Here is a 24,241-nt window from a genome sequence, read left to right as displayed (position 1 = left end):
CGTCCGCGAACGCCGGGGGCACGCCGAGCACGGCGTTGCCTCCGGCCCCGAATCCGCGCAAGAGCGTGACCGGGACACGTAAATCCGTGGCGGTGCTCTTCCTGGCGCCCGCCCTGGTGCTGCTCGGCGCGCTCGTCCTCTACCCCATCGGGTACTCGGTCTTCCGCAGCTTCTTCGACAAGTCGGGCGACTTCACGGCGTTCGGCAACTACAAGACGCTGTTCACGGACGACACCATCCTCACGGCGATCAAGAACAACGCGATCTGGGTGGTGGTCGCCCCGACGGTCGCGACCGGTCTCGGCCTGATCTTCGCCGTGCTCACCGAACGGATCCGCTGGGGCACGGCGTTCAAGCTGGTCATCTTCATGCCGATGGCGATCTCGATGCTCGCGGCCGGCATCATCTTCCGGCTGGTGTACGAGTCTGATCCCGACCGGGGTGTCGCCAACGCCGTGTTCGTGGGGGTGCACGACACCTTCGCCAAGTCGTCCGCCTTCCCACAGGCGCATCCCAGTACGGAGTCACCGCTGAAGTCGGCGGGCGGCGGCGCCTTCATCACGCGCGAGCCGGTCAGCGCGGGCACTCCGGTGACCCTGCCGCTGACCGGTGTCGCACCGGACAACATGCCGGACGACGCCGAGTCCGCCGCGGCCGCGAAGCCGGACCCCGACAAGGTCACCGGCACGGCCTGGCAGGACTTCACGCGCGGCAAGGGCCGGGGCGAGATGAACGCCCCGGACAAGACCGAGTTCGGCTACCCCGGCATCAAGGTCGAGGCCGTCAAGGACGGCAAGGTGGTGGCCTCGGCCGAGGCCGCGGGCGACGGCACCTTCGCACTGCCCAAGGAGGCGGACGGGGCTCAACTCCGCTTCCCCGCATCGAACTTCCGCGAGCCGTACAACGGCGTGGACTGGCTCGGCCCGTCCCTCATCACGCCCGCGGTCATCGGCTCGTACCTGTGGATCTGGACGGGCTTCGCGATGGTCCTGATCGCGGCGGGCCTGGCCAGCGTGCCGCGTGAACTCCTGGAGGCGGCCCGCGTGGACGGTGCCAACGAGTGGCAGGTGTTCCGCAGGATCACGGTGCCGATCCTCGCGCCGGTGCTCGCGGTGGTGGCGGTCACGCTCATGATCAACGTACTGAAGATCTTCGACCTGATCTTCATCATCGCGCCGAACTCCTCGAAGGACGACGCGAACGTCCTGGCGCTCCAGCTCTACAACTCCGCGTTCCTCGACAAGGATTCGGGTGTGGCGAGCGCGATCGCCGTGCTGCTCTTCCTCCTCGTGATCCCGGTGATGTACTTCAACGTCCGGCGACTTCGGCGGGAGGGACGGCGATGATGCGTCACCCGTACTCCGGCTGGGGGTCCGGGGGTTACCCCCCGGGAAGGCACAGCAACGTCCGGCGACTTCGGCGGGAGGGACGACGATGACCACCCAAGTCGAAGTGGTGAAGGCGAAGGAGTCGCTCGGCGGGCGGATCGCGTCCGTCCTGAGCGGCAGCGTCGTCCGTGTGTTCCTCGTCGTCGTCGGGCTCTTCTGGCTGGTGCCGACGATCGGTCTGCTGCTCGGCTCGCTGCGCACCTCCGCCGACATGGCGGAGAGCGGCTGGTGGAAGGTCTTCACCACGCCGTCGCAGATGACGCTCGACAACTACTCGAACCTGCTCAAGGACGAGACGATCACCGACTCGCTCCTGTCCAGCATCATGATCACCGTCCCCGCGACGCTGCTCGTCGTGATCATCGGGTCCCTCGCCGGATACGCCTTCGCGTGGATGGAGTTCCCGGGCCGCGACTGGTGGTTCCTCGGTGTCGTCGGGCTGCTCGTGGTGCCCGTGCAGGTGGCGCTGCTCCCGGTCTCGAAGATCTTCGGCGCGATCGGCATCTTCGAGACGACGATCGGCGTGGTCGTCTTCCACGTGGCCTTCGGGCTGCCGTTCGCGATCTTCCTCCTGCGGAACTTCTTCGCGGAGATCCCCCGCGAACTCCTGGAGGCCGCGCGCCTGGACGGCGCCGGTGAGCTGCGGCTCTTCTTCCGGGTCGTGATGCCGCTCGGCGCGCCCGCGATCGCCTCGCTCGGCATCTTCCAGTTCCTCTGGGTCTGGAACGACATGCTGATCGCGCTGATCTTCGCCGACTCCGATAGCCCGCCGATCACGGTCGCGCTCCAGCAGCAGGTTCGGTCCTTCGGTGACAACGTGCAGATCCTGGCGCCCGGCGCGTTCATCTCGATGGTGATCCCGCTGGCCGTGTTCTTCGCGTTCCAGCGGCAGTTCGTGTCCGGGGTGATGGCGGGCGCGGTCAAGTAGCCGAACCCGTACAGGACTCAAGTAGCCGACCCCGCACCGGACCCCCTACGGGACAGGCTCATACGTTCGACGAGTGAGGCGGCCCAGCACCGGGGCCGCCTCACTCGCGTTCATCCCCCGTATGCCGCGTTCGGCGTAACCCGCCCGGTTACTTGGGCGTTTGAGGGCAGTATGCCCGCGCCGACCCATGGATGTGCCTTGCCCCGGTTCAGTGTCATCGTGCCCGTGTACAAGGTGCAGGCATATCTGCACGCATGCCTGGAATCGGTCCTCGATCAGTCGTTCACGGACTTCGAGCTGATCGTGGTCGACGACTGCTCACCCGATGCGTGCGGGGCCCTCATCGACGAGTGCGCGGCCCGTGACCCCCGCGTGAAGGCCGTCCACCTTCAGGAGAACGTCGGCCTCGGCCGGGCCCGCAACGCCGGCATGGAGCACGCCACCGGCGACTACCTGATCTTCCTCGACAGCGACGACACCCTCACCCCGGGCTCGCTGCACGCGATCTCCGACCGCATCAAGGAGACGGACGACCCCGACGTCCTGATCTACGACTACGCGCGCGTCTTCTGGTCCGGCGAGCAGGTCCGCAACCAGCTCGCGGGCCTGCTCAAGGAGGACGGCGAGGCCCCCTTCCTGCTGAGCGACCGGCCCGACCTGCTGCAGCTCCTGATGATCGCCTGGAACAAGGCCTGCCGCCGCGACTTCATCCGACGCGAGGGCTTCTCCTTCCCGCCCGGCCTCTACGAAGACACCCCCTGGACCTACCCCGTCCTCATGAAGGCGGATTCGATCGCCACCCTCGACCGGGTCTGCGTGCACTACCTGCAGCGCCGCCGCGGCAGCATCCTGCGCACCACGACCCCTCGGCACTTCGACGTCTTCGACCAGTACGAGCGGCTCTTCGCGTTCCTCGACCAGCACCCGGAGCTCTCGGCGGCCTGGCGGCCCGTCCTCTTCCGGCGGATGGTCGACCACCTCTCGACGATCTTCACCAAGCGCGACCGCCTCCCGCGCGGCAGCCGCCCCGCGTTCCTGCGCAGGGCGCGCTCCCACTACCGCCGCTACCACGTCCCCGGCGCCCGCCCCCGTGCCCGCACCCGGCTGCGGCACGCGCTGGTGCGCCTGGGCACGCACCGCACGTACCGGACCCTGTGGACGGCGCTGCGGCTGAGGTCCAGGGCCAGGCTGTACGTGGCGACCGCGCGGCACCGCGCCAAGGGTGCCGCGCTGCAGCTGCACTACCGCATCCAGCTGCGCCTGCCGCTGCGCGCCGACCGTGCGGTCTTCTCCTCGTACTGGGGGCGCGGCTACGGCTGCAACCCCGGCGCCCTGGAAGCCGCTGTGCGCGAGCACGCCCCGCACATCCGCACCGCGTGGATCGCCGACCCCGCCCATCACCACACCCTGCCGACGGCGACCCGCAGGATCCGCCCCGGCACGGCGGCCTACTGGAGCGCCCTCGCCCGCTCCAAGTACCTCGTGAACAACGTCAACTTCGACCGCAGGCTCATCAAGCGCCCCGGCCAGGTCATGATCCAGACCACGCACGGAACGCCCCTGAAGCTGATGGGCCTCGACCTCCAGGACCGCCCGGCCGCCGCCCGGGGCATGGACTTCGGCACCCTCCTGAGCAACGCCGACAAATGGGACTACGTCCTGTCGGCCAACCGGCACTCGACGCTGGTCTGGGAGCGCGTGTACCCCGCCTCGTTCACGACGCTCGAGTACGGCTACCCCCGCAACGACGCCTTCCAGCGGGCGAGCTCAGCGGACGTGGCCCGCCTGCGCGAGAGCCTCGGCATCCCCCGTGGCGCGATCGCCATCCTCTACGCGCCCACCCACCGCGACTACCGTCACACGCAGCTGCACTCCCTCGACCTGGAGCGGATGCTGCACAGCCTCGGCCCCCGCTTCGTCGTCCTGAGCCGCGCCCATCAGTCGTACGGGGCACCTCTGGCCTCCTCGTCGGGTCGCCTGATCGACGTGTCGGACCACCCGAGCGTCGAGTCCCTCTGCCTGGCCTCGGACGCCCTGGTCACGGACTACTCGTCGCTGATGTTCGACTACGCCAACCTCGACCGCCCCGTCGTCCTGCACGCCGACGACTGGGAGGCGTACGAGGCGGCCCGTGGCACCTATTTCGACGTGCGCCAGTTCCCGCCGGGCGCGGTCGCCCGCAGCGAGGACGAGCTCACCGACATCTTCGCCACCGGTCACTGGTGCGGATCGCGCTCGGCGCAGCTGCGCGCGGCGTTCCGAAACCGCTTCTGCGTGTACGACGACGGTCGGGCCGCTGAACGAGTTGTGAGACGTGTGGTGCTCGGTGAGGCCGGGGGTCTACCGTCTGTGGCGCCACTGGCGGACCGGCACCCGGCACCGGCCGCAGGGGTGACCGACGAGCCGCTGCAGCGAGCCGACGCCTCCCGGCCCACTCCGCGCTTCTAGTTGAACCGTGCTCCTGACGGCACTACGCGTCCGCCGCACTGTCCTCTTTCCCCCCATCCCTGGGACCAGATATGCAGAACGCTTCAGCCACCACCTCCTCGACCGCGACCCCGGCCGGCCAGGACACCGGCGAGCTGCCGCGCCCGCGCAGGCTCTCCGATGTGAAGGGGTGGTTCCACCCGGTCGACCAGGTGCTCTTCGACTGGATCCTGAGCCGGCAGCTCGACCGGGCGGAGCACGGTGATCTGGTGGAGCTCGGTGCCTATCTGGGCAAGAGCGCCATCTTCATGGGCGCCTTTCTGCGCGCGGACGAGACCTTCACGGTCTGTGACCTCTTCGACTCGCCCGCCCCCGACAAGGCCAACTCCGCGGAGATGGGCAAGTCGTACTCCACGCTCACGCGCCGCGCCTTCGAGGCCAACTACCGCTCCTTCCACGACGGTCTGCCGCAGATCGTCCAGGAGCCGTCCTCCGGGATCACCGCGCACGTGGAGGCGGACAGCTGCCGCTTCGTGCACATCGACGCCTCGCATCTGTACGAGCACGTCCACGCGGACATCGCCGCGGCGCAGCAGGTCCTGGGGCAGGACGGGATCGTCGTGCTCGACGACTTCCGGGCCGAGCACTGTCCGGGCGTGGCCGCGGCGACGTGGGGCGCCGTGGCGAGCACGGGGCTCAAACCGCTGTGCATCACGGCCACCAAGTTCTATGGGACGTGGGGGAGTTACGACGCGATCCACGCCGATCTCGCGGCGTTCCTCAAGGAGCGCGACGACATGTGGCACGGCGCCGAGGAGGTCGCGGGCTTCCCGATGATCCGGATCAGCGGCAAGAAGGCGAAGTCGCCGGAGCAGCCGGTGTCACGGCACGCGGGCGAGGCCGCGCCGGAGATGCGGGCGTCCGAACCGGCCACACGGTCCGCCGGGGCGGGGAGCAGGGCCAGGGGTCTGCTGTCGTCGCTGCTGGCGCGCTCGGGACGTTCCTGAGGTACGACGGGGCCGCCCCGGGGCGGCCCCGTCAGTCCCTCTACCTCTCGAGCAGCTCGAACAACGCCTCCCAGCGCTCCAGCACCCGCGCCTCGGAGAACCGCTGCACGTTCATCCGCGCCCGCTCCCCCATCGCGTCCCGCAGCCGCGGGTTGCCGGTCAGGCGCAGGAGGCGGTCCGCGAGGGCCTCGATGTCGCCGGCGGGGGCGAGCAGTCCGTCCTCACCGTGGCGCACGATCTCGCGCACGCCGGGTGCGCAGTCGAAGGCGGCGCACGGCACCGCGCTGGCCATGGCCTCCATCAGGGCCAGCGGGAAGCCCTCGCCGCGCGATGACTGCACGAACAGTGAGCTCTCGGCGAGGACGCCCGGCACATCGCTGGTGCGGCCCCGCCACTGGACCGAACCGTCCAGGCCAAGGCGCGTGCACTGCCGCTTGAGGTCGGCCTCGTCCGCGCCCGCGCCGTAGATCCGCAGCGTCCAGTCGGGGCGCTGCGGGGCCACGAGCGCCCAGGTGTCGACGAGCATGTCGACGCCCTTCTGGTCGGCGAGCCTGCCGATGGAGCAGACCACCTTCCCCGCCCGGGGCGAGGGCACGGCGGGAAGGTGGGCCAGCGCGTTGGGCATCGCACCGACGTTGTGCATGCCGTCCGCGATCCAGTCGTCGGCGTCCTCCTGAGTGAGGGCGAGCCAGCGGTCCACGGACGGGTAGCTGCGCTTGACCGCCTTGTAGCGGTGGCAGGCGCGGGTGTAGGCGTACGACTCGTGGCTCATGCCGATGATGAGCAGGCCCGCGGTGTCCGCCTCCCTGATCCACTCCATCGGCCAGACCTGCGTGACGATGGCGACCGCGCCGGGGCGTGCGGCGCGGAAGAGCTCCGAGAGCCGGTCGACGGTGCGCCGCTTGGCGGCGACCCGTGCCGACTCGCGGCGCCGCGCCACCACGTCGAGGCGGCCGAGGCCCCGCGCGGGCCGCGGGGTGGGCGGGTGCTCACGGTAGAGGCTGGTCACGGGGTAGCCGAGGTCGTCGGGGAGCACCAGTTTCAGCTCGGCCTCGTGGATGCCGATGACGTGCACGCGGTGGCCGTTGCCCTGGAAGAGCCGGGCCATCTGGTGGGCCCAGGCGGTGACGCCGCCGAGTTCGTCGACGGTGTTCGCGACGAGGAAGAGGTCGCGGCTCTTCGCGGCGGTCGCGGTCGGGCGCGTCGTGGTCGCGATCGTCGTGGTCATGCCCCGCCCCTCGTCTCCGTCTTCTCCGTGCTCTGCGTGCTCTGCGTGCTCTGCGTGTTCCCGAACCGCTCGCCGAAGAGCGCGTCCACCACACCTGCCGCAGCCCGCCCCTGGTCGTACGCGCCGAACCGCGCGGCGAACGCCCGCCGTGGCTCCGCCCACGCGCCGTCGGCGTGCTTGAGCGTGCCGAGCACGCGCAGCAGCTCCTCCTCCGTCTCGACGACGGGCCCACCCGCCTCGTCCCGCAGCGCGAAGTAGCTGCCCCGCTCGGCGGCGTACGCGTCGAGGTCCGGGGCGAAGTGCACCAACGGCCGGTCAAGGAGCGCGAAGTCGAACATGATCGACGAGTAGTCGGTCACCAGGACGTCGGCGAGGCAGAGCAGCTCGCTCACGTCGTGGTGGGCCGATACATCGACGACGGAGCCTGCGGTACCCGGCGGGCACACGGGGAGGCTCGCCGTCTCCGTGTAGTGGGCGCGCACCAGCAGGACGTGGGTGTCGCCGAAGCGGTCGGCGAACTTGCGTACGTCGAGGGGCAGTCGCACCGCCTTGCCGTTCTTGGGCAGACCGCGGAACGTCGGCGCGTAGAGCACCACCGTCTTGTGGTCGGGGATGCCGAGGTCGGCGGCCACGGACGGCCGCGGGAAGCGGCCCGACGCCTCGTCCCCGGCGCGCGCGGCGACCAGGCGGTCGTTGCGCGGGTAGCCGCAGCGCAGCAGCCGCTCGTCGGGGATGCCGTAGGCGCGGGCCAGGGTGTGCACGTCGTGCTCGGAGCGCACCAGGAAGTGGTCGAAGCGGTCGACGGCCCGCTGGAGCCGCTCGCGCCGCGGGGCGTTCTGCGTCTTCAGGCGCGCCTCGTCGAAGCCCATGCGCTTGTACGCGGAGCCGTGCCAGGTCTGCAGATACGTGGTGTGGCGCGGCTTGGCCAGGGCGTGCGGGAAGCCCTGGTTGTCGATCCAGAACTCGGCGCGGCCGAGCGCCCACAGGTAGCGCCAGGACCAACGGCGCACCAGGCGGGCCGATCCGGGGAATCCGTCGGCCGAAGCGGCGTACGACCAGATGCTGCGGATCCGCAGGCCACGGTCGACGATCTCCTGATGGACGGCGCGCGGGCTGTCGCCGTAGCACCTTCCCATGTGGCTCTCGAAGACCACGGAGCCCTTGCTGACGGGCAGCCGTCGCAGCACCTGCCGATAGACGCGCAGCTTGAACGCCTTGCCGCTGAGCCTGTCCCACCTCTTGCGCAGGGCGCGCAGCCGGAGCCTCAGCTTGCGTGCGGGGCGAAAGTGCGTGGCGTAGTGCAGGGCGGCGCGCAGGGTGCGGGCGGCGCGATGGCGGGGCACGAGGCACAGCTGCAGCTTGTTCGCGCCGGTGACGGTGAGCGCCTGGCTCGCCCCCACGGTCTCCCGCTCGGCGACGAGTTCGGTGGCCATGTCCTGCCCACCCGCGGCGAGTCGGAGCCGCGGCTCCCAGGCGCGGTCGCCGATGCCGAGGTCCCGCAGCCCGGCGGTGAGGGCAAGCGTGGCGCGCCAGAGGACCGCGCCGCCGTCGTAGTGCACCTCCTCCACGGGTACGCGGAAGGCGCGCCGTCCCGTGCCGCGGGCCCGCACGTCGAGCCGGGCGGTGAGCGGCGGCCGGTCGGGCAGCAGGGCGCCGGGCAGGACGACGCGCCCTTCGATGACCGCGCTGCCGCCTTCGACGGTGCATCTGGTGAGGCGATTCAGGAGGCGCACCTCATCCAACTGCCGCTGCTGGTGGCTGAGTTCGGTGACGTCGAGCACTTCTCGTACGCGAGGGTCGTCGAGCCCGTCCGCCCGCCAGTAGACCTTTCCCTCCCGCTCGGTCAGCTCCGAGACGACGACCCCGGGCCGGCCGAGCCCGTACGCCGCCGCGAGCACGCCCTCCGCGTCGCCCTCCGCCAGCAGCCGCACGCACACCCGCTCCACGGGCCCGAGGGCGTCCAGGGCGCGCGCGTCCACGCGGCCTTCGAGGTGCGGGGCGAGTTCGGCCGTGGCCCGGCGCCGGTCCTGCGCGGTGAGCCGCGGGAACGTACGGGCGCAGGGCAGCACGTGGTCGGTGAGGAAGGCCCGCTCGCGCAGGTCGCCCAGGTCGAGTCGGCCCAGGCCCACCAGGAGTCCGGCGACGCGGTCGTGGGCCCCGGCGACGGCGGGGGCCTCGCGGGCTGGGGCGGGCGCGGCGCGGTGGGTGGTGATCAGGTTCGGTACGAGGGTGATGCCGCGAGCCGCGAGGGCCGCCTCGACGCCGAAGAGGACCTCGCTGTGGTCGAGGTCCTCCGCGTACCGCAGCCGCGCGCCGTCGAGGAAGTCCCTGCGGACGCAGAACCCGGCGATCAGGGAGTCCCTCGTGACGAGTTCGGGTGCGTCGGCCAGTTTCTCCACGCTCCTTGTCCTCGCGTGCAGTTGGGCCTGCCAGCCGGGGCCGCGCTCCTTCTTGCCGCTGCCCATGAGGCGCGTCCAGCGTCCGGCCACGAGATCGGCGCCGGTGGAACGCCCGGCGTCGAAGAGGTTCCGGCAGGCATGCCGCTCCAGGACCTCACCCTCGCCGAGCACGATGACGTACCGCCCGCGGGCCGCGTCGAGCCCGAGGTTCCGCGATGCGGCCACGGACAGCGCGCTCCGGGCAGGGACCAGGCGCACCCGATGCGGCTGGTCGGCGGCGAGCGCTCGGGCCTCGTCGCGTGCGGGGCCGTCCGTCCCGGGGTCGACGACGACCGCCTCGATGTTGCCCATCGCCTGGTCGAGCACGGACCGCACGGACCGCCGCAGCGCCTCGACGTCCGTTCCCGCGACCACGACACAGCTGACGTCGTGCAGTTCCGGCGTGGTCATGCACGGCCTCCTTCGAGCATCGCGTCCACGACACCGGCGGCAGCTCGCCCGTCGTCCAGATCGCAGAAGACCTCGCGGAATCGGTCGTACGCGTCGGCGTACGCGGCGGTCGCGGCCCGCGGGTCGCGCAGCGCCTCGATCACCTCGTCGCCCGCGGCGAGCAGCGGGCCCGGCGCCTGGGCCTCGAAGTCGAAGTAGAAACCGCGCAGGGTGTCGCGGTAGTGGTCGAGGTCGTAGGTGTGGAAGAGCATCGGGCGGCCGGTCTGCGCGAAGTCGAACATCAGGGACGAGTAGTCCGTCACCAACACGTCGCTGATCAGGAGCAGTTCGCTGACGTCGGGGTGACGCGTGACATCGCGTACGAAGTCCGAGCCGGGGACCGTGCCGCCGACCAGGTAGTGCCTGCGGACGAGGAGCACGTGGTCGTCGCCGATGGCGCGTTCGGCGGCGTCCAGGTCGAGTTGGAGGTCGAGGGCGTAACGGCCCGCCTGCTTGGAGTGGTTCTCGCGCCAGGTGGGCGCGTACAGGACGACGCGCTTGCCCTCGGGGATGCCGAGCCGCTCGCGCACGGAGGCGGCGACCTTCGCGCGGTCGGCGGCGTGCAGCAGGTCGTTGCGCGGATAGCCGCGCTCCAGGACCTCGCCGGTGTAGCCGAAGGCGCCGCGCAGGACGGGCGTCGAGAAGCGGTTCGGGGAGACGAGGAGGCTCCACTGATCGGCGCGTCCCGGCAGCGTCGCCATGTAGGCGCGGTCTCCGGAGGCGTGGCCCGCGAGGTCTCGGCCGATGCGCTTGAGCGGGGTGCCGTGCCAGGTCTGCACGACGTACTGGCCCTCGGCGCGCTCGAACCACGCGGGCAGCTGGGTGTTGGTGACGATGTAGCGGCAACGGGCCAGGGCCTCGTGCCACTCGGCGCTCCACTGGGCGAGGGGCGTGGCGCTCTCGGGCAGCGCCACCTGCTGGTCGCGGACCACCCACAGGTGCTCCAACTCCACGCCTCTGGCGACCAGTTCATCGTGCACGGCGCGCGGCGAGTCCGAGTACTGCCGTCCGTCGAAGCTGCTGTACAGGACGGCGTCCCGCAGCGGCTCGCCGCGCCGCGCCGCGTACATCTCGCGCAGTTGGCGCCGGCGCGGGCCGCCCCGGTCGTCCATGGGCAGCGCGGAGCCGGAGCGCAGGTGGAGGCCGTCGTGGGCGTGGCGCTTCAGGGTGATGTCACGGCCTGCCCTGGTGCGTACGAGCGGGAGCGCGCGGCCCTTGCCCGGCGCGACGCACACCGCGGTGTACTGCTCGGGGTCGCGCTCGCCCGGCTCGCGCAGGAAGAGGTTCCAGCGTCCTTCGGCGAGCGGCAGGATGCCTCCGGGTCCGGGCAGGGCATCGGGGCGCAGCGCCGCGGCGAACCGCCCGCCCTCGACGCGGACCGGCACCACGTTCTCGTCGCCGTGGCCGGCGTGCACCAGGACGAGTTCCGCGGCGCGGGCCGCCGCGTCGGGGTGGCTGCCCTCGATGAGCAGCTCGTCCTGCCACGTCACGGTGTCGACGAGCGGCCGCACGGTCTGGTCGCGCAGCTCCAGGTTCCCCGACGCGTTGGCCAGGACGAGGAGTTCACGCCCCGGCAGCAGTCCGTAACGCCCCGGCGGCACGTCGGGGCAGGCGGCGAGCGGTGTGCGGTCGCCGCCCTCGCGGACGATCGCGACGCCCCACGGATCGGCCTTGCGGGGCGTGCCGGTGCGCTCGTCCTCACCGGCGTGGAAGAGGCCGAGCGGCACATCGGCGCTGAAGTCACGGCCTTTCACCAGGGCCGGGACGTAGTGCGCCTCCTTGGTGTGCCAGTTCTCCACGCGCAGGGCGTCGACGGCCTGGGACTCCCCCGGTGCGAGTCTGCCGTGCAGCCGGACGGTGCCCCCGCATCCCTCGTGCGTGACGAGCCGAGCCGCCACCCGCTCCGTACGCAGCCTCATCCGGCCCTTGCTGTGGGTGACGGCCACCCGCAGGAACTCCTCCAGATACCGCACAGGAAGCCGCGGCGCGCTGCCCGTCCGCACCGGCCCCGTGCGCGGCAGGAGCCCGCTGACCACGCCCATCTCCACGTTCCAGGTGGTGCTGCGCCGCTTGGTGACGGTCCTGCGGGGGTCGATGACCGTCTCGAACCCCGACCGGTCGTAGCTGTGCAGGCCCTGCTTGGAGCGGTAGGTCGCCTCGCGCGCCCGCACCGTGCGCAGCTTCAGCGGCAGGACGCGCCGCCGCCCGGCCCGCAGCCAGGCGACCCTGGCGCGCGCGCCGACGCGCCCGGCGGGCAGGTTGGGGATGTAGGCGTAGCCCTTGAGCCGCAGCCTGCCCTGCTCGTCCCAGGCGGCGTGTGTGAGCTGCGCGGTGAGCGGCAGATCGGAACGTTTCAGGCCGACGGTCTCGCGCGGCAGGCCGCCGATGCCGGGGAAGTCGGCCCGGCGTCGGCGCAGGCCGCGGACGCGGAAGGCGCCGGGGTGGGACTTCTCGTACGCCATGAAGGCGAGCAGGTCGGTGACGCGGCGCCCGCGGATGAGCTGCCAGCGCACGCGCAGGGCGAGCGGCAGCGCGGCGACGACGGCGGGGTCGACGGTGTCCAGGAAGGCGTTGGCCTGCTCCATGAAGACGTCGTGGTACGCGGCGTCGCCGTGCGGCAGGGCCTCCATGAACAGCCACAGGTCCCCGGAGAACACCGTCGTGTCATAGCGCCGCTTGCCCTCGGCGAAGACCTCGGCCTGCGGCGTGCCCGCCGTCTCGGCGGCCTTCGCGGCGAGGAAGCCGCCGGCCGCGAGGACGGCGGCCGTGCGGTCGCGGACGGCGCGGGGCTTGGCGCGGCGGTTGGTGATGGAGCCGTCGCGGTCGCGCCAGAGGTAGACGGGCTCCTTCAGTACGTCGACGGATCCGGCCAGGAAGTGGGCGGGGATCGTGACGGGGGTGTCCTCGAAAAGGACGCCCTCCGGGAAGGCGAAGGCGTGCCGGTCCCAGAAGTCCCTGCGGAAGACCTTGTTGCAGGCGATGCGGTCGCCTAGCAGGTCCCAGTCGCGGGTGACGTGCGTCGCGCAGCGGTCCGTCCCCATGATCTTGCGGAACATCGGCGACTGCTCGCTCCTGCCGCCGGACCGCAGCCGGTGGACGTTGCCGGTGACGAAGTCGGAGCCGGACGCCTCGAGCGCCGCGAGCATCCGCTCGTACGCGTCGCGCGGCACGACGTCGTCGCTGTCGACGAACGCCAGATACGTGCCCCGCGCCTCACGAACTCCCGCGTTGCGGGCCGCCCCGAGCCCCGCGTTCTCCTGCTCGACCAGCCGGAATCTGCCGTCCTCTGCGGCGAACTCGCGCGCGATGCGCGGGCTCCCGTCGGTGGAACCGTCGTTGACCATGACGACTTCGAGGTCCGGCATGGTCTGCTCGGCCAGTGACCGGAGGCAAGGGGCGAGAAACTCCTCGACGTTGTAGACGGGGACGACGACGGCGAGTCGGGGTGTCATGCGGTGCGCACATTCCTTCCGGAGAACTGACGGGCACGGCTGCGCGTCCTGCTGGGGGCCACCCGGTTAACAACGACCGTCCTTCCGGGTCACCCGCCCAGAGCCATTCGAGTGATCGCGCAAGCGGGCTCCGTGCCCGGCGGCTCGGGGCCGCCGGGCACGGAGCCCGCTCATGTACCTGCCGTATTCAGTTGGTTGGAGCCGACGCGCGCCGCGGGGTCATGGCTTCACAGCGATGCGACCCTCGTCCATGCGCAGGAGCAGCAGCCGTTCGCCGGTCTTGTCCAGGAACTCGTCGACGGCCTGACGCGATCCCTGCCAGTAGCCGTAGTCGTCGATGAGCAGGACGCCGCCGCTGACCAACCGCGGGTAGAGCTCTTCCAGTTCGTGCTTGGTCGATGCGTACCAGTCGGTGTCGAGACGCAGGACGGAGATCCGCTCGGGGGCCTCGCGCGGGACGGTCTCCTCGACCATTCCCTGGACGTAGTGCACGCGCTCCTTGGGGTACGGCACCTTCTCGAAGGCCGACTTGACGTCGTCGAGGGAGGCGACCGCCCAGATCGGGCGGTCCTTGCCCTGGAGCTTGAGCAGCTCTTCGGCGGACTTGCCGTCGCGGCGCAGGTCTTCCTCGGTGGGCGGGGTCATGCCCTCGTACGTGTCGAAGAGGTAGAGGTCGCGCTCCGTGTCACCGGCCGAGAGCAGCGCCTTGGCGCAGGCCTGCATCGAACCGCCGCGCCAGACACCGCACTCGACGATGTCCCCGGGGATATCGTGCCGGACGACGTGCCGGGTGGCCAGGATGAAGGCGTTCAGCCGTTCGGGAGAGGTCATCGTGTACGGCTTCACCGCACGGATGATGTCCTTCGCCTCGTCGTCGTAATCGGCTGGGAGCTTCAGGGCCTTCGGCTTCGGCTTCGACGCCGGGGCGGACTTCGCCGCGAGTGCCGCCGCGCGCTGGCCCGGCATCGGTCTGCGTGTCAGCTGATATCCGGTCAGTTGCTTCAATGCGCCATTCACTGCGCGTCGCCATGCCATGGGAGCGGACAGTACGCGCAAGTCATCAGTGATGTCACATTTCGTCAACATGGGTTCATGTCGCTTCACTTGGTGCCGAAACGGTCTGCTCCTCCTGCGTACGCGGCGCCACTACCTTCGGCCTGCCGCAGAGAGCGCGGCCATCGACGGGCTTGGGCAGCGGGACGCCGTCGACCCCGCCGACCTTGTTCGCCCACCAGTTGGTCGTGCCGCGCACCAGGGCCATGGTGAAGGCCGGGTAGTCCTTGGGCCTCTGGAAGACGCCCACGGAATCACCCCAGTAGGCGTGCTTGGCGTCGATCTCGCCGTAGGCGTGGCGGATGCCCTTCATGGGCGGGAAGTCCGTGTAGGCCTCGCGGAGTTCGAGCCGGGTGTACGCGGCCAGGGCGCGGAACCCGTCGGGGTAGTAGCGCCAGCAGTCCTGCTCGTCGTGCACGTGGCCGCGCGAGGGCGCGGTCACGAAGGCGATGCCCTGCGGCTTCAGGACGCGGGCGATCTCCAGCATCGTCGCCCAGAAGAAGGGGATGTGCTCGAACGCCTGCCCGGAGATGACGAAGTCGGCACTGCGGGACTTCACGGGGATGCGGTACGGCTTCGTCATCACCGCGTCGACGTTGCGCCCGTCCAGCACGTCGACGCCCACGTACTCCGTGTCGCGCGCTTCGAGCAGGGCCTTGTGCGTGCGGCTCTGCCCGTCGGAGACACGGGCGCCGAGATCGACCACCCGGTGGCTCTTCCCCCTGGGCATGTACTGCTCCACACAGAGTTCCATCTGTTCGTACGCGGACTGGTGCACGTCTCCTCCAACAGGGTTCTTCTACGTGTTGCTCGCGTTCAACGCCTACCGTGACAAACGGTCACGCCGTCAACTCACTTCCGCGGGCGCCCTCTTCCTGCTCCACCTGCGCGGAGTCCGCCGGGCGCACCACTTCCGCGCCGGTTCCTCGACGTACGTGAACATCGCCCAGGACAGCGCGACCACGGTGACCGCGACGCCCAGGAGCATGAACACCGCGGAGTTGTCGGGCTGTGGGCGGCCCCAGGTGTCGATGATCAGCCGGTTGAGGGTCTGGTGCAGCAGGTAGAAGGCGTACGACCAGAGCCCGAGCAGCACCATCGGGCGCGAGCAGAGCCAGCCCCGGTGCCCGTCGAGCTCGCGCTGGACGTAGGCGGCGATGAAGAGGACCGCGAAGAGGGCCGCTACCGACCGAAGGGCCCACGTGAGCTGGTCGGCGGCGTACGGGCCGAACAGGGACGCGCGGTTGCTGTGCAGGGCGACGTACCCGACGAAGCAGGCGAGCAGCACCGGTGGGTCGAGGCGGATCCGGTGCCCGCGGCGCAGGGCGAGCGCGCAGGCCATGCCCACGCCGAACTCCGGCAGCCGGGTCACCGGGTGCCGCATGATCCACTCACTGGCGAAGGGGGAGAAGTGGGTGGCGGTCCACCAGTTGAGCCCCCACATCGCCACGAGGCCGCCGACGGAGAGCAGGATCAGGGTGCGTGCGCGCATCCGCAGGGCGCCGCGGATCGCGTACGGGAAGAGGAGGTAGAAGAAGACCTCGACGCTGAGGGTCCAGGCGACGCCGTTGCCGGGGAACATCGGGACGACGCCGGGGAACCACGTCTGCACGAGGAACAGCGAGGCGACGAAGCTGAGGGCGTCCGTCGGCACGCCGCCCCAGAGGTAGAAGACCCAGATGCAGGGCACGGTCGCGACGAGGTGGGCGGGCCAGATGCGGCCGAACCGGCGCCAGTAGAAGAGGCGGGCGCGGGTCCCCGGACGGTGCCCCCAGGTGAGCAGGAAGCCGGAGAGCACGAAGAAGAAGTCGACCCCGGTAGCGCCGATGATCGAGTACGGGAAGAGCAGCGGCGCGTGGGCGACCCCGCCGTGCGCGCTGAGCCCGGTGAAGTGGTGCACGAACACCGCGAGGGCGGCGAGGAACCGCATCCCGGTGAGGGAGTCGACCCGGGACACGGGGTCGGCGGCGGCGCCGGGTTCCGGGAGGGGCCGGGTCTGGCGGGGGAGGGCCGTCGTCATGCGGAGGCCCCCTCTCCGGCGCGCAGCGCGGGACCGCAGCCGGCCGGGCGCATCTCGGCGACCATGGCGTCGAGGACCGGGCGCACACGCTCGCGGAGCGCGGTGATCCGGGCCGGGTCCCGTACGGCGTCGGCGCGGACGAAGTCGCCGCCGCTGCCCTCGCGGTAGAGGGGGACGTATCCCGCTGCCGCCAGGCGGGGCACGGTCAGGCCCGACTTGGCGGTCCAGGCCGCGTGGACGTGGAGCAGTTCGGGGCGCACCTCGTTCAGGACGTAGTCGCGCAGGGCCGCGGTGTCGCCGGCCGCGTACGCGTCGGCCACGCGGCGGTCGGTCAGGCCCGCCACGTCCACGACGCGCAGCCGCGAGGTGAGCAGGGTGCCGCCCAGGTCGGGCAGGGCGACGGTGGCGTCGCGCAGGCCGAGGTGGCGGGCGTACGCGTTGAAGGTGTCGCCGTAGCGCTCGGCCACGAAGCACATGGACAGGGTCGGGCGCTGGACGAACCTGCGGTCCTGCGCGGCCTGTCCGGTGACCGAGAGCAGCAGGGCGCCCGCGAGGGAGCAGCCGATGAGAACGCGGGCGCGGGGGCGCCCCGCCCCCCAGACCGTGACGGCGGCCAGGGCCAGCGCCGTCGCGGCGAGCGCCCACACCGGGGTCGCGAAGCGGTACAGCGCCATCCAGTCCCGGCCGAGCACGCCGTACGCGAGCAGGGTCAGGGCCAGGGGGACGAGCAGCGCCACCAGGGCCCTGCGGGCAGGCCCGGAGCGGGCGAGCGCGATGCCGACGCAGGCCGCGCCGATCAGCGCGAGCGCCCAGCCACCGTACGTCAACAGCTCACCGGTGGAAGCCAGTTGACCGAGCCGCGGTGGCTTCTGGGCCTTGGCCACCGCCGTGTTCGGGACCCAGAGCCCGAAGGTCGCGCGGCGCCACAGCAGGAACACCGCGTAGGGCAGCGCGAAGGCGGCGCAGCTCAGGGCCGCCGTGCGCACGGTCCGCGCGAGGAGGTCCCTGCGCAGGAACAGCAGCACGGCCACCGGGTAGGCCGCCGCGAGCACCGCGCCGTCCGGCCGGGTCAGCGCGGCGAGCAGGGCGATGCCTCCCGCGGTCACGGCGACGGCGGGCCGCAGCAGGGTGCCGCGCACGGCTCCCCGGACGAGCAGCGCGCCGGTCGCGGCGGCGGTCAGCGCGTACAACGGGTTCTCGAGCCCCGAGAAGGACCACGCCACGTACGACAGGTTCGCGGCGAGGAGGCCACCGGCGACGAGCGTCACCACCCAGGCCCGCCCCGGCAGCACGGCCCGCGCCGCCGCGGCCACGCAGGCAAGGACGCCCGCGGTGCAGAGCAGCGCGAGGGCCTTGGGGTAGAGCACCAGATCGCTGACGCCCAGCAGCGCGCCGTGGTCGAAGAGGCCGAGCCTGCGGCCGACGACGAGCAGGGCGAGCCAGGAGGGGTTGGAGTACCCCTCGACGGGGTCGGCGCCCGGCTGCTGCACGGGGCCGAGGCCCTCGTCGACGCTGCGGGCGTAGGCGAAGGTGATGGCGGCGTCGTCGACGATCCACTGGCCGAGCGCGCTCGCGCGCCAGGCGACCAGGAGGGTCGCGAGGGCCATGGACGCGGGGTCGGCCCAGCGGCGGCACAGGGCCAGGAGGGTCGGTGGGCGGGCCGAAGAGGGGGCCTCGGCCGGTGGTCCGGATGATTCCTTGCGGCGCTGGAACTGCGCGATGGGACTGATCATTAAGTGGGTAACCTACACAAATCGCCTCACGTTACTCTCACCTCCGCCAGGCGGGTGACCCGTACGCGGCCACGCCCCGCACCGCGCGTAACAGCGGGCAAAGTGGCCGAATGCACCACATTGGGTTCACGCCATGACCCCGACTCTGCCGCCCGCCGTCCGGCGGCTCGTCGCCACCGCGAGGACCGCCCGCTTCCGCGCGGAACGCACCGCCGCGGGCCGGGTCGGCGGCGGGGCTCAGGCGCTCCGGGCGCCCGTGCATCTGTCGATCCGGGACAGCCGTACGCTCAACGTCGCCGTCGCCGCACTGCCCGACGAGCAGGCCGGCCGGGCACATCTGCTCGTCTCGCGCGGCCACCGCAGGTTCCGGATCCCGCTCGCCCTGGAGCACCACGCCCACGGCGGGCCGCTGTTCACCGGGACCGCCACCCTGCGCGACGTACGCCACGAAGAGGGCGCACCCGGTCCTGTTGGCCCCGGCGTCCCTGTTGACCCGCGGCTGAGCGAGGGCGTCTGGCGGCTCACGGTCGTCACCGCCGACGCCCGCGGGCACGTCCGGCGGCGCGGCATCGGTCTCGGCGACGGCAGTGGCAGCGGCGGGGAGAGCGAACCGGCGGCCACGCCCACCCTCCGCCACGCCCCCGACCCCCGCACCGGCACGCTCATCCGCGTCGTCCGGTGCCGTACCGGCCGCGCGGTGCTGCAGGTGACCCGGTCCCGGCCCCGCGCCGAACTCGTGCGGTTCGTGCCCGGCGGCGACGGCATCACCGTGCACGGGCGGCTCGTCATGGCGGGGGCCCGTGGCCGGTGGCAGGCGCGGGCCGTGCGGCGGCGGGACGGCGTGAGCGTGCCCGTCGGGGCGATCTGGGAGGGCTCCGAGTTCAGCTTCCGGCTGCCCATCGGGGACATGGCCGGGGTCGGCCCCGGCCAGTGGGTATGGGACTTCCACGTGGAGACGGAGAGCCGCGCCACCACGCTCCCCCTCGGCCGCTGGCTCTCCGACGTGCGTGACCCATCGGCCGCCTGCCCCACGCCCTTCCGCGTCTTCGCCCTGCCGAGCGGCGCCCTGATCCGGGCCCACGCGCACTTCACCAAGTCCGGTGCCTTCGCGCTGACTTGCTGGGACATCTCCAAGGAGACCTCATGAAGATCACGTACCTGCTCGGCTGGGGCGACGAGATGGGCGGCACCGAGCTGGCCACCTACACCCAGGCGCAGCACCTCGCTGACCGGCACGACGTCGAGGTCATCTCCGTCTTCCGGACCCGCCCCGAGCCCTTCTTCCCCGAGGCCCGCAGCCTCCCCGTCCGCTATCTCGTCGACCGCACGGCATCGCCCGAGCGGCCGGTGCGCGCGTCGCGCCTGGACGAGGCCGCCTGCCGCACCCTCGCCGCGCTGCCCAGCGAACTGATCGAGCCCGCCTGGGAGTCCGCCTTCGACCGGCTCTCCGACGTCGAGATGGCCGCCGCCCTGACCACCCTGGACGCCGACATCCTGGTCACCACGACGCCCGCCCTGATGGCCGCCGCCGTCGGGCTCGTCCCGGCCAGGGTCGTCACCGTGCACCAGGAGCACCGCCCGACCCAGCGCCGCGGCCCCTCCGGGGAGCCCCTGCTCCTGCACGCGCCGCGCCTGGACGCCCTGGTCACCCTCACCGAGCGCACCCGCGACTGGATCGCGGAGTCCCTCGGCGCCACCGCCCCCGAGCTCGCGGTCATCCCGAACGCCGTGCCCGACGGCTTCAGGCCCCGCGCCGACGGCGAGAGCAAGGTCATCGTCATGGCCGCGCGCCTCACCGGCGAGAAGCGCGTGGACCACGCCGTGCGGGCCTTCGCCGAGGTCGCCGACTCCTATCCGGACTGGACCCTGCGCGTCTTCGGCGGCGGCCACCGCGAGCAGCACCTGCGCCGCCTGGTCGACGGCTTCGGGCTGCAGGACCGCGTCGAACTCCTGGGCCCCTGCCAGGACATGGCCGCCGAGTGGGCCAAGGCGGGCCTCACGCTGATGACCGCGGGGCACAACGAGGCGTTCCCGCTCGTGCTGCTCGAAGCGCTCGCCGCGGGTGTGCCCGTCGTCGCGTACGACGTCCTGACCGGGCCCGCCGAGATCGTCAGGCACCGCGTCGACGGGCTGCTCGTGCCGCCCGGCGATGTGCATGAACTGGCTGCGGCCATGAGCGAGTTGATGGGCGACCCGGAGACCCGGCGCTCCTATGCCCACGCGGCCCGCGAAGGCGTCTACGCCCGTTTCTCCGCCACCGATGTCACGGCCCGCTGGCAGGAGCTGTACTCCCGGCTCGTGGCCCGGCGCGACGCCCCCGAGCGGCTCGACGACCGCGCGGACCGGGTGGCGCTCGGCATCGCGTCGGGCGGCAGTGGCTTCCGGCCGACCACGCCGTACACCCTGGACGCCGCGCCCGGCGCCGATGAGCGCGCCCGCGAGGACGAGATCGCCGCCGCCGACACCACCGGCCTCGTCATCCGCTCGGTGGGGCGGCTGGCCGAGCGCCGCGACGACGTCCTCGCGCCCGACATGACCGACTGGAACCTCGAACTCACCGCCACCGCCCTGGAGTCGCAGGACATCCCCTACGTCCTCGTCCGCACGTCGGGCACCGCGCACACCCTCGCCGTGGCCGACGACGAACGTGACGGCGCGCTCAAGGCGCTCGCCGAGTCCCTGCACGGGCAGCCGGTCTACGCCGAGCTGGTCAACCCCCGCGACGCCGCCCCCGGAGTCGTGCTCGCCGAGCGTCTCGACGGCATCGGCGAAGTCGCGGGCGTCCGGCTCTTCAAGCCGGTGACCACGACCACACTCTCCCTGCGGCACGGCGTCGGGCAGGCCTGCACGGTGGCGTTCTGGCCGCGGGGCGCGGACCGCGGGGCGGCTGACGGGGCCGAGACCCGGCGCGCCCCCTTCGGCACCACGCTCGCCGGATCCGAACTCCCCTCCCTCTCCCCCACCGCCACCCTGCGCGTCGCCGACCGCACGTACCCGACACTCGACGTCTTCGCCCAACTCCTCGTCGGCGACATCGACTTCCCCGTCGACGCCGTCTACACCTGGGTCGACGACTCCGACCCCCAGTGGCGCGCCCGCCGCGACGCGGCCCTCGGCGGCCCCGACGACGGGTCGTCGCCGGACCACGGCGCCGTCCGCTTCCGCAACCGGGACGAGCTGCGCTACTCGCTGCGCTCCCTGGCGATGTACGCGCCCTGGATCCGGCACATCTACCTCGTCACCGCGGGCCAGACCCCGTCCTGGCTGAACCAGGACCACCCGGACGTCACCGTCGTCGACCACCGCGACCTCTTCGCCGACCCGGACGACGCGCTCCCGACCTTCAACTCCCACTCCATCGAGAGTCAACTGCACCGCATCGAGGGCCTGTCGGAGCACTTCCTCTACCTCAACGACGACATGTTCCTGGGCCGCCCCACCACCCCGGAGACCTTCTTCCTCAGTTCGGGCACCTCCCGCTTCTTCTGGTCGTCGGCGTCCGTGCCCGCACTGCCCGTCTCACCGGACGACGAGGGCTATCTGGCCGCCGCGAAGAACAACCGGGAGCTGCTGCGGCGGGAGTTCGGCAGGACGACGACACACAGCTTCTTCCACGCGCCCTACGCCCTGCACCGCAGCGTCCTCGCGGAGCTCACCGAGCGGTTCCCCGACGAGCTCGGGGCCACCGCGCGCAGCCGGTTCCGCTCGAACAGCGACATCTCCCTGGTGTCGTCCCTGCACCACCACTACGCGTACCTCACAGGACGTGCCGTCCCCTCGGGCATCGCGTACGACTTCGTGGACATCGGGAGCCGCGCCGACCACGCGCGCCTGGGCCAGTTGCTCCAGGGCCGCAACAAGACGGCCTTCTGCATCGGCGAGTCCCCGGACAGCGAGCTCGCCGACGAGGAGATGGCGCTGGCCATCCGCGCGTTCCTGACGGCGTACTTCCCGGTGCGCTCCCCCTACGAGCGGGCTGACCGGCCCTACGGGCGGGGCTGACCGGCCAGGAACAGCCACCGCACCACCCGCTCGGCGGCGCCCCCGTCGTCGTAGGGACAGAACCGCGCCCGGAAGGCCTTGCGCAGCCGCGCCGTGTCGGCCGTGTCCCACTCCCCGCTCCGGAAGAGTTCGGCCAGCTCGTCCTCGGTGGTGGCCACGGCTCCCGGCGTCTCGCCCGCGCGACCGGAGAGCAGGTCGAAGTAGGTGCCGCGGGCAAGGCGGTACGCCTGCCAGTCGGGGGCGTACGTCACGATCGGGCGGTCCAGGCAGGCGTAGTCGAACATCAGCGACGAGTAGTCGGTGACGAGGGCGTCGGCGGCCAGGCAGAGTTCCTCTACGCGCGCGTGCCCGGTGACGTCGACGAGCTGCGGGTGGCCGCGCAGGCCGGCGTCGGCGCCGTAGAAGTAGTGGGCGCGCACGAGCACCACGTACGAGGGGCCCAGTGAGCCGACGAAGCGCTCCAGGTCGACGCGGGGCGAGAAGCCCTTCTGGTAGTCGCGGTGGGTGGGCGCGTAGAGCAGCACCGTCCGGCCGTCCGCGACGCCCAACTCCTCGCGGATCCGGGTGATTTCACCGTCACCGGCCGTGTAGAAGACGTCGTTGCGCGGATAGCCCGCCTCCAGGGCCTGGTACGCCGTCGAGGGGTAGACCCGCTCCCAGACCTCCGTGGAGTGCGGGTTCGAGGAGAGGCTGAAGTCCCACTGGTCGGTGTGGTCGAGGACCTTCTGGAAGCTGATGCCGTGCGTGCCCGCGGGGTAGCGGCGCTGGTCCAGGCCCATCTTCTTGAGCGGGGTCCCGTGGTGGGTCTGGAGGTAGACCTGGCCGGGGCGCTTGGTGAATCCGCCGGGGAAGCTGGAGTTGTTGATCAGGTACGTCGCCCTGGCCATGGCCTGCCAGTAGCGCCGCGAGCCCTCGACGACGTACTCGACCCCCGCCGGTACGCGGTTCTTGTGCCGGGACGAGACGACCCACACGCCCCTGATGTGCGGGGCGAGTTCGCGGGCCTTGGCGTGGATGGCGGCCGGGTTGCAGGAGATCCCGCGGTTCCAGTACGCGCCGTAGACCGCGAGGTGGGGGTCGAGGGGGCGGCGCAGGTCGGCGCGGTAGGCGACGCGCATGGCGCGGGCGCGGAGCTTCTTCTTCTGCTCCTTGAGCTTCCGGGTGGCGCGCTTCCTGCGGGAGCGGCTCTTGCGCTGCGCTTCGTAGGCGGCGTACGAGGCGGTGGCGAGGGCCTTCTCGCCCGGTGTGGGCGCCGGGCCCGCGGGACCGTACGTCCGGTAGAGGCGGGCCGCCCCGCGGAAGAAGTCACGCCGGTCGCGCGGTGCGATGCGCCCGGGGTCGTCGAGCACCGCGAGCAGATGCGCGGCCGCGTGCGGGACGAGCCGGGCGCGGTCGGCCGGGTCCGCGGCGGCGAGCAGCTCCTCGTACCGCCCGATGACCGCGAAGTGCGCCCGGCCGGGTGACGTGGCGAAGCTGCCGCCGCGCCGCTCGCGCCAGCGGACGCAGGCCCTGTCGAGGACGACGGCGCGTGCGCCGGGGGCCAGGGTCGCGCGCCGCACCGGCACCACGTCCTCGTAGGGACCGTCGCTGAACGCGAGGCGGCGCTCCTGCCAGAAGCCGCGCCTGAAGACGCGGTTCCAGGCGGCGACGGTGACGGCGAGGGGGTCACCCGCCAGATCGTCGCCGCCCGCGCGCACGCTCTCCCACCAGTCGACGCGGTCGTGGGCGAAGGTCAGGACATCCGGCTCCTCGGCATCGGCCAGGGCGTCGGCGATCGCCTCCAGGGCGCCCGGCAGGAGCAGGTCGTCGCCGTCGAGGAAGAGGAGGTAGACGCCGGTGGCGCGGTCCGCGCCGATGTTGCGGGCCTGGCCCGGACCCGCGTGCTCCGGGACGCGGACGAGTTGCACGCGCGCGTCGCGCTCCGCACACTCCGCGGCGATCGCGGCGGACGCGTCCGGCGACGCGTCGTCCACGACGATCAGCTCCAGATCGGCGCGGCTCTGATCGAGCACGGAGTCCAGGCATTCCCGCAGGTAGCCCTGGACGCGATGGGCGGGGACGACAACCGAGAAGCGCGACATGCACACCGACGGTAGTCAGCCGGACACGGCCTGT

At 71.8% G+C, this 24,241-nt stretch carries 14 protein-coding genes; 6 read left to right on the top strand and 8 right to left on the bottom strand.

The window, feature by feature from the left end; translation table 11 throughout:
• Positions 1–65 precede the first annotated feature (65 nt).
• The 4 genes from AC5P1C_RS16930 (at position 66) to AC5P1C_RS16915 (ending at position 5,750) form a co-directional block, all read left to right on the top strand.
• Positions 66–1,346 (top strand): carbohydrate ABC transporter permease, encoded by a 1,281-nt coding sequence (locus AC5P1C_RS16930; protein WP_493866831.1) that lies wholly within the window; start codon positions 66–68, stop codon positions 1,344–1,346.
• Positions 1,347–1,434: 88 nt separating this feature from the next.
• Positions 1,435–2,316, top strand: a complete 882-nt coding sequence (locus AC5P1C_RS16925; protein WP_493866667.1) for a carbohydrate ABC transporter permease — start codon at positions 1,435–1,437, stop codon at positions 2,314–2,316.
• A gap of 198 nt (positions 2,317–2,514) precedes the next feature.
• Entirely contained in the window at positions 2,515–4,764 is a 2,250-nt protein-coding gene (locus AC5P1C_RS16920) for a bifunctional glycosyltransferase/CDP-glycerol:glycerophosphate glycerophosphotransferase (RefSeq protein ID WP_493866666.1), read from the top strand.
• A gap of 71 nt (positions 4,765–4,835) precedes the next feature.
• On the top strand, positions 4,836–5,750 hold the full coding sequence (locus AC5P1C_RS16915; RefSeq protein WP_493866665.1) for a class I SAM-dependent methyltransferase: 915 nt from the start codon (positions 4,836–4,838) through the stop codon (positions 5,748–5,750).
• 40 nt (positions 5,751–5,790) lie between these two features.
• Here AC5P1C_RS16915 and AC5P1C_RS16910 read toward each other — a convergent pair whose 3' ends face one another.
• The 7 genes from AC5P1C_RS16910 to AC5P1C_RS16880 all read right to left on the bottom strand — a co-directional run bounded on the left by AC5P1C_RS16910 (position 5,791) and on the right by AC5P1C_RS16880 (position 18,124).
• Positions 5,791–6,978, bottom strand: coding sequence for a glycosyltransferase (locus AC5P1C_RS16910; RefSeq protein ID WP_493866664.1), 1,188 nt, complete (start codon positions 6,976–6,978; stop codon positions 5,791–5,793).
• The gene (locus AC5P1C_RS16905) at positions 6,975–9,827 is read right to left on the bottom strand and encodes a bifunctional glycosyltransferase/CDP-glycerol:glycerophosphate glycerophosphotransferase (protein WP_493866663.1); all 2,853 of its coding nucleotides are present in this window, start codon (positions 9,825–9,827) and stop codon (positions 6,975–6,977) included. Before AC5P1C_RS16905 ends, AC5P1C_RS16910 begins: the two co-directional genes overlap by 4 nt.
• Positions 9,824–13,318, bottom strand: a complete 3,495-nt coding sequence (locus AC5P1C_RS16900) for a bifunctional glycosyltransferase/CDP-glycerol:glycerophosphate glycerophosphotransferase (RefSeq protein WP_493866662.1) — start codon at positions 13,316–13,318, stop codon at positions 9,824–9,826. The genes AC5P1C_RS16905 and AC5P1C_RS16900 overlap by 4 nt, the downstream gene beginning before the upstream one ends.
• A 219-nt stretch (positions 13,319–13,537) precedes the next feature.
• A complete protein-coding gene (locus AC5P1C_RS16895; RefSeq protein ID WP_493866661.1) occupies positions 13,538–14,353 on the bottom strand; it encodes a TylF/MycF/NovP-related O-methyltransferase in 816 nt (271 codons plus the stop codon).
• A gap of 55 nt (positions 14,354–14,408) precedes the next feature.
• Positions 14,409–15,149 (bottom strand): class I SAM-dependent methyltransferase, encoded by a 741-nt coding sequence (locus AC5P1C_RS16890; protein WP_493866660.1) that lies wholly within the window; start codon positions 15,147–15,149, stop codon positions 14,409–14,411.
• A gap of 69 nt (positions 15,150–15,218) precedes the next feature.
• Positions 15,219–16,391: an acyltransferase family protein gene (locus tag AC5P1C_RS16885; protein ID WP_493866659.1), complete on the bottom strand. Its 1,173-nt coding sequence runs from the start codon at positions 16,389–16,391 to the stop codon at positions 15,219–15,221.
• A complete protein-coding gene (locus AC5P1C_RS16880; RefSeq protein WP_493866658.1) occupies positions 16,388–18,124 on the bottom strand; it encodes a hypothetical protein in 1,737 nt (578 codons plus the stop codon). Before AC5P1C_RS16880 ends, AC5P1C_RS16885 begins: the two co-directional genes overlap by 4 nt.
• A gap of 133 nt (positions 18,125–18,257) precedes the next feature.
• Here AC5P1C_RS16880 and AC5P1C_RS16875 point away from each other — a divergent pair, with 133 nt between their 5' ends.
• Positions 18,258–19,271: a hypothetical protein gene (locus tag AC5P1C_RS16875; RefSeq protein ID WP_493866657.1), complete on the top strand. Its 1,014-nt coding sequence runs from the start codon at positions 18,258–18,260 to the stop codon at positions 19,269–19,271.
• Positions 19,268–22,126 (top strand): stealth conserved region 3 domain-containing protein, encoded by a 2,859-nt coding sequence (locus tag AC5P1C_RS16870; RefSeq protein ID WP_493866656.1) that lies wholly within the window; start codon positions 19,268–19,270, stop codon positions 22,124–22,126. Before AC5P1C_RS16875 ends, AC5P1C_RS16870 begins: the two co-directional genes overlap by 4 nt.
• Here AC5P1C_RS16870 and AC5P1C_RS16865 read toward each other — a convergent pair.
• The gene (locus AC5P1C_RS16865; protein WP_493866655.1) at positions 22,111–24,207 is read right to left on the bottom strand and encodes a bifunctional glycosyltransferase/CDP-glycerol:glycerophosphate glycerophosphotransferase; all 2,097 of its coding nucleotides are present in this window, start codon (positions 24,205–24,207) and stop codon (positions 22,111–22,113) included. The genes AC5P1C_RS16870 and AC5P1C_RS16865 overlap by 16 nt on opposite strands.
• Positions 24,208–24,241: the final 34 nt, after the last annotated feature.

Source organism: Streptomyces sp. A18, from assembly GCF_059026065.1.
Note: the sequence above shows the minus strand (reverse complement) of the source record. Positions and strands in the feature narration are given on the sequence as shown.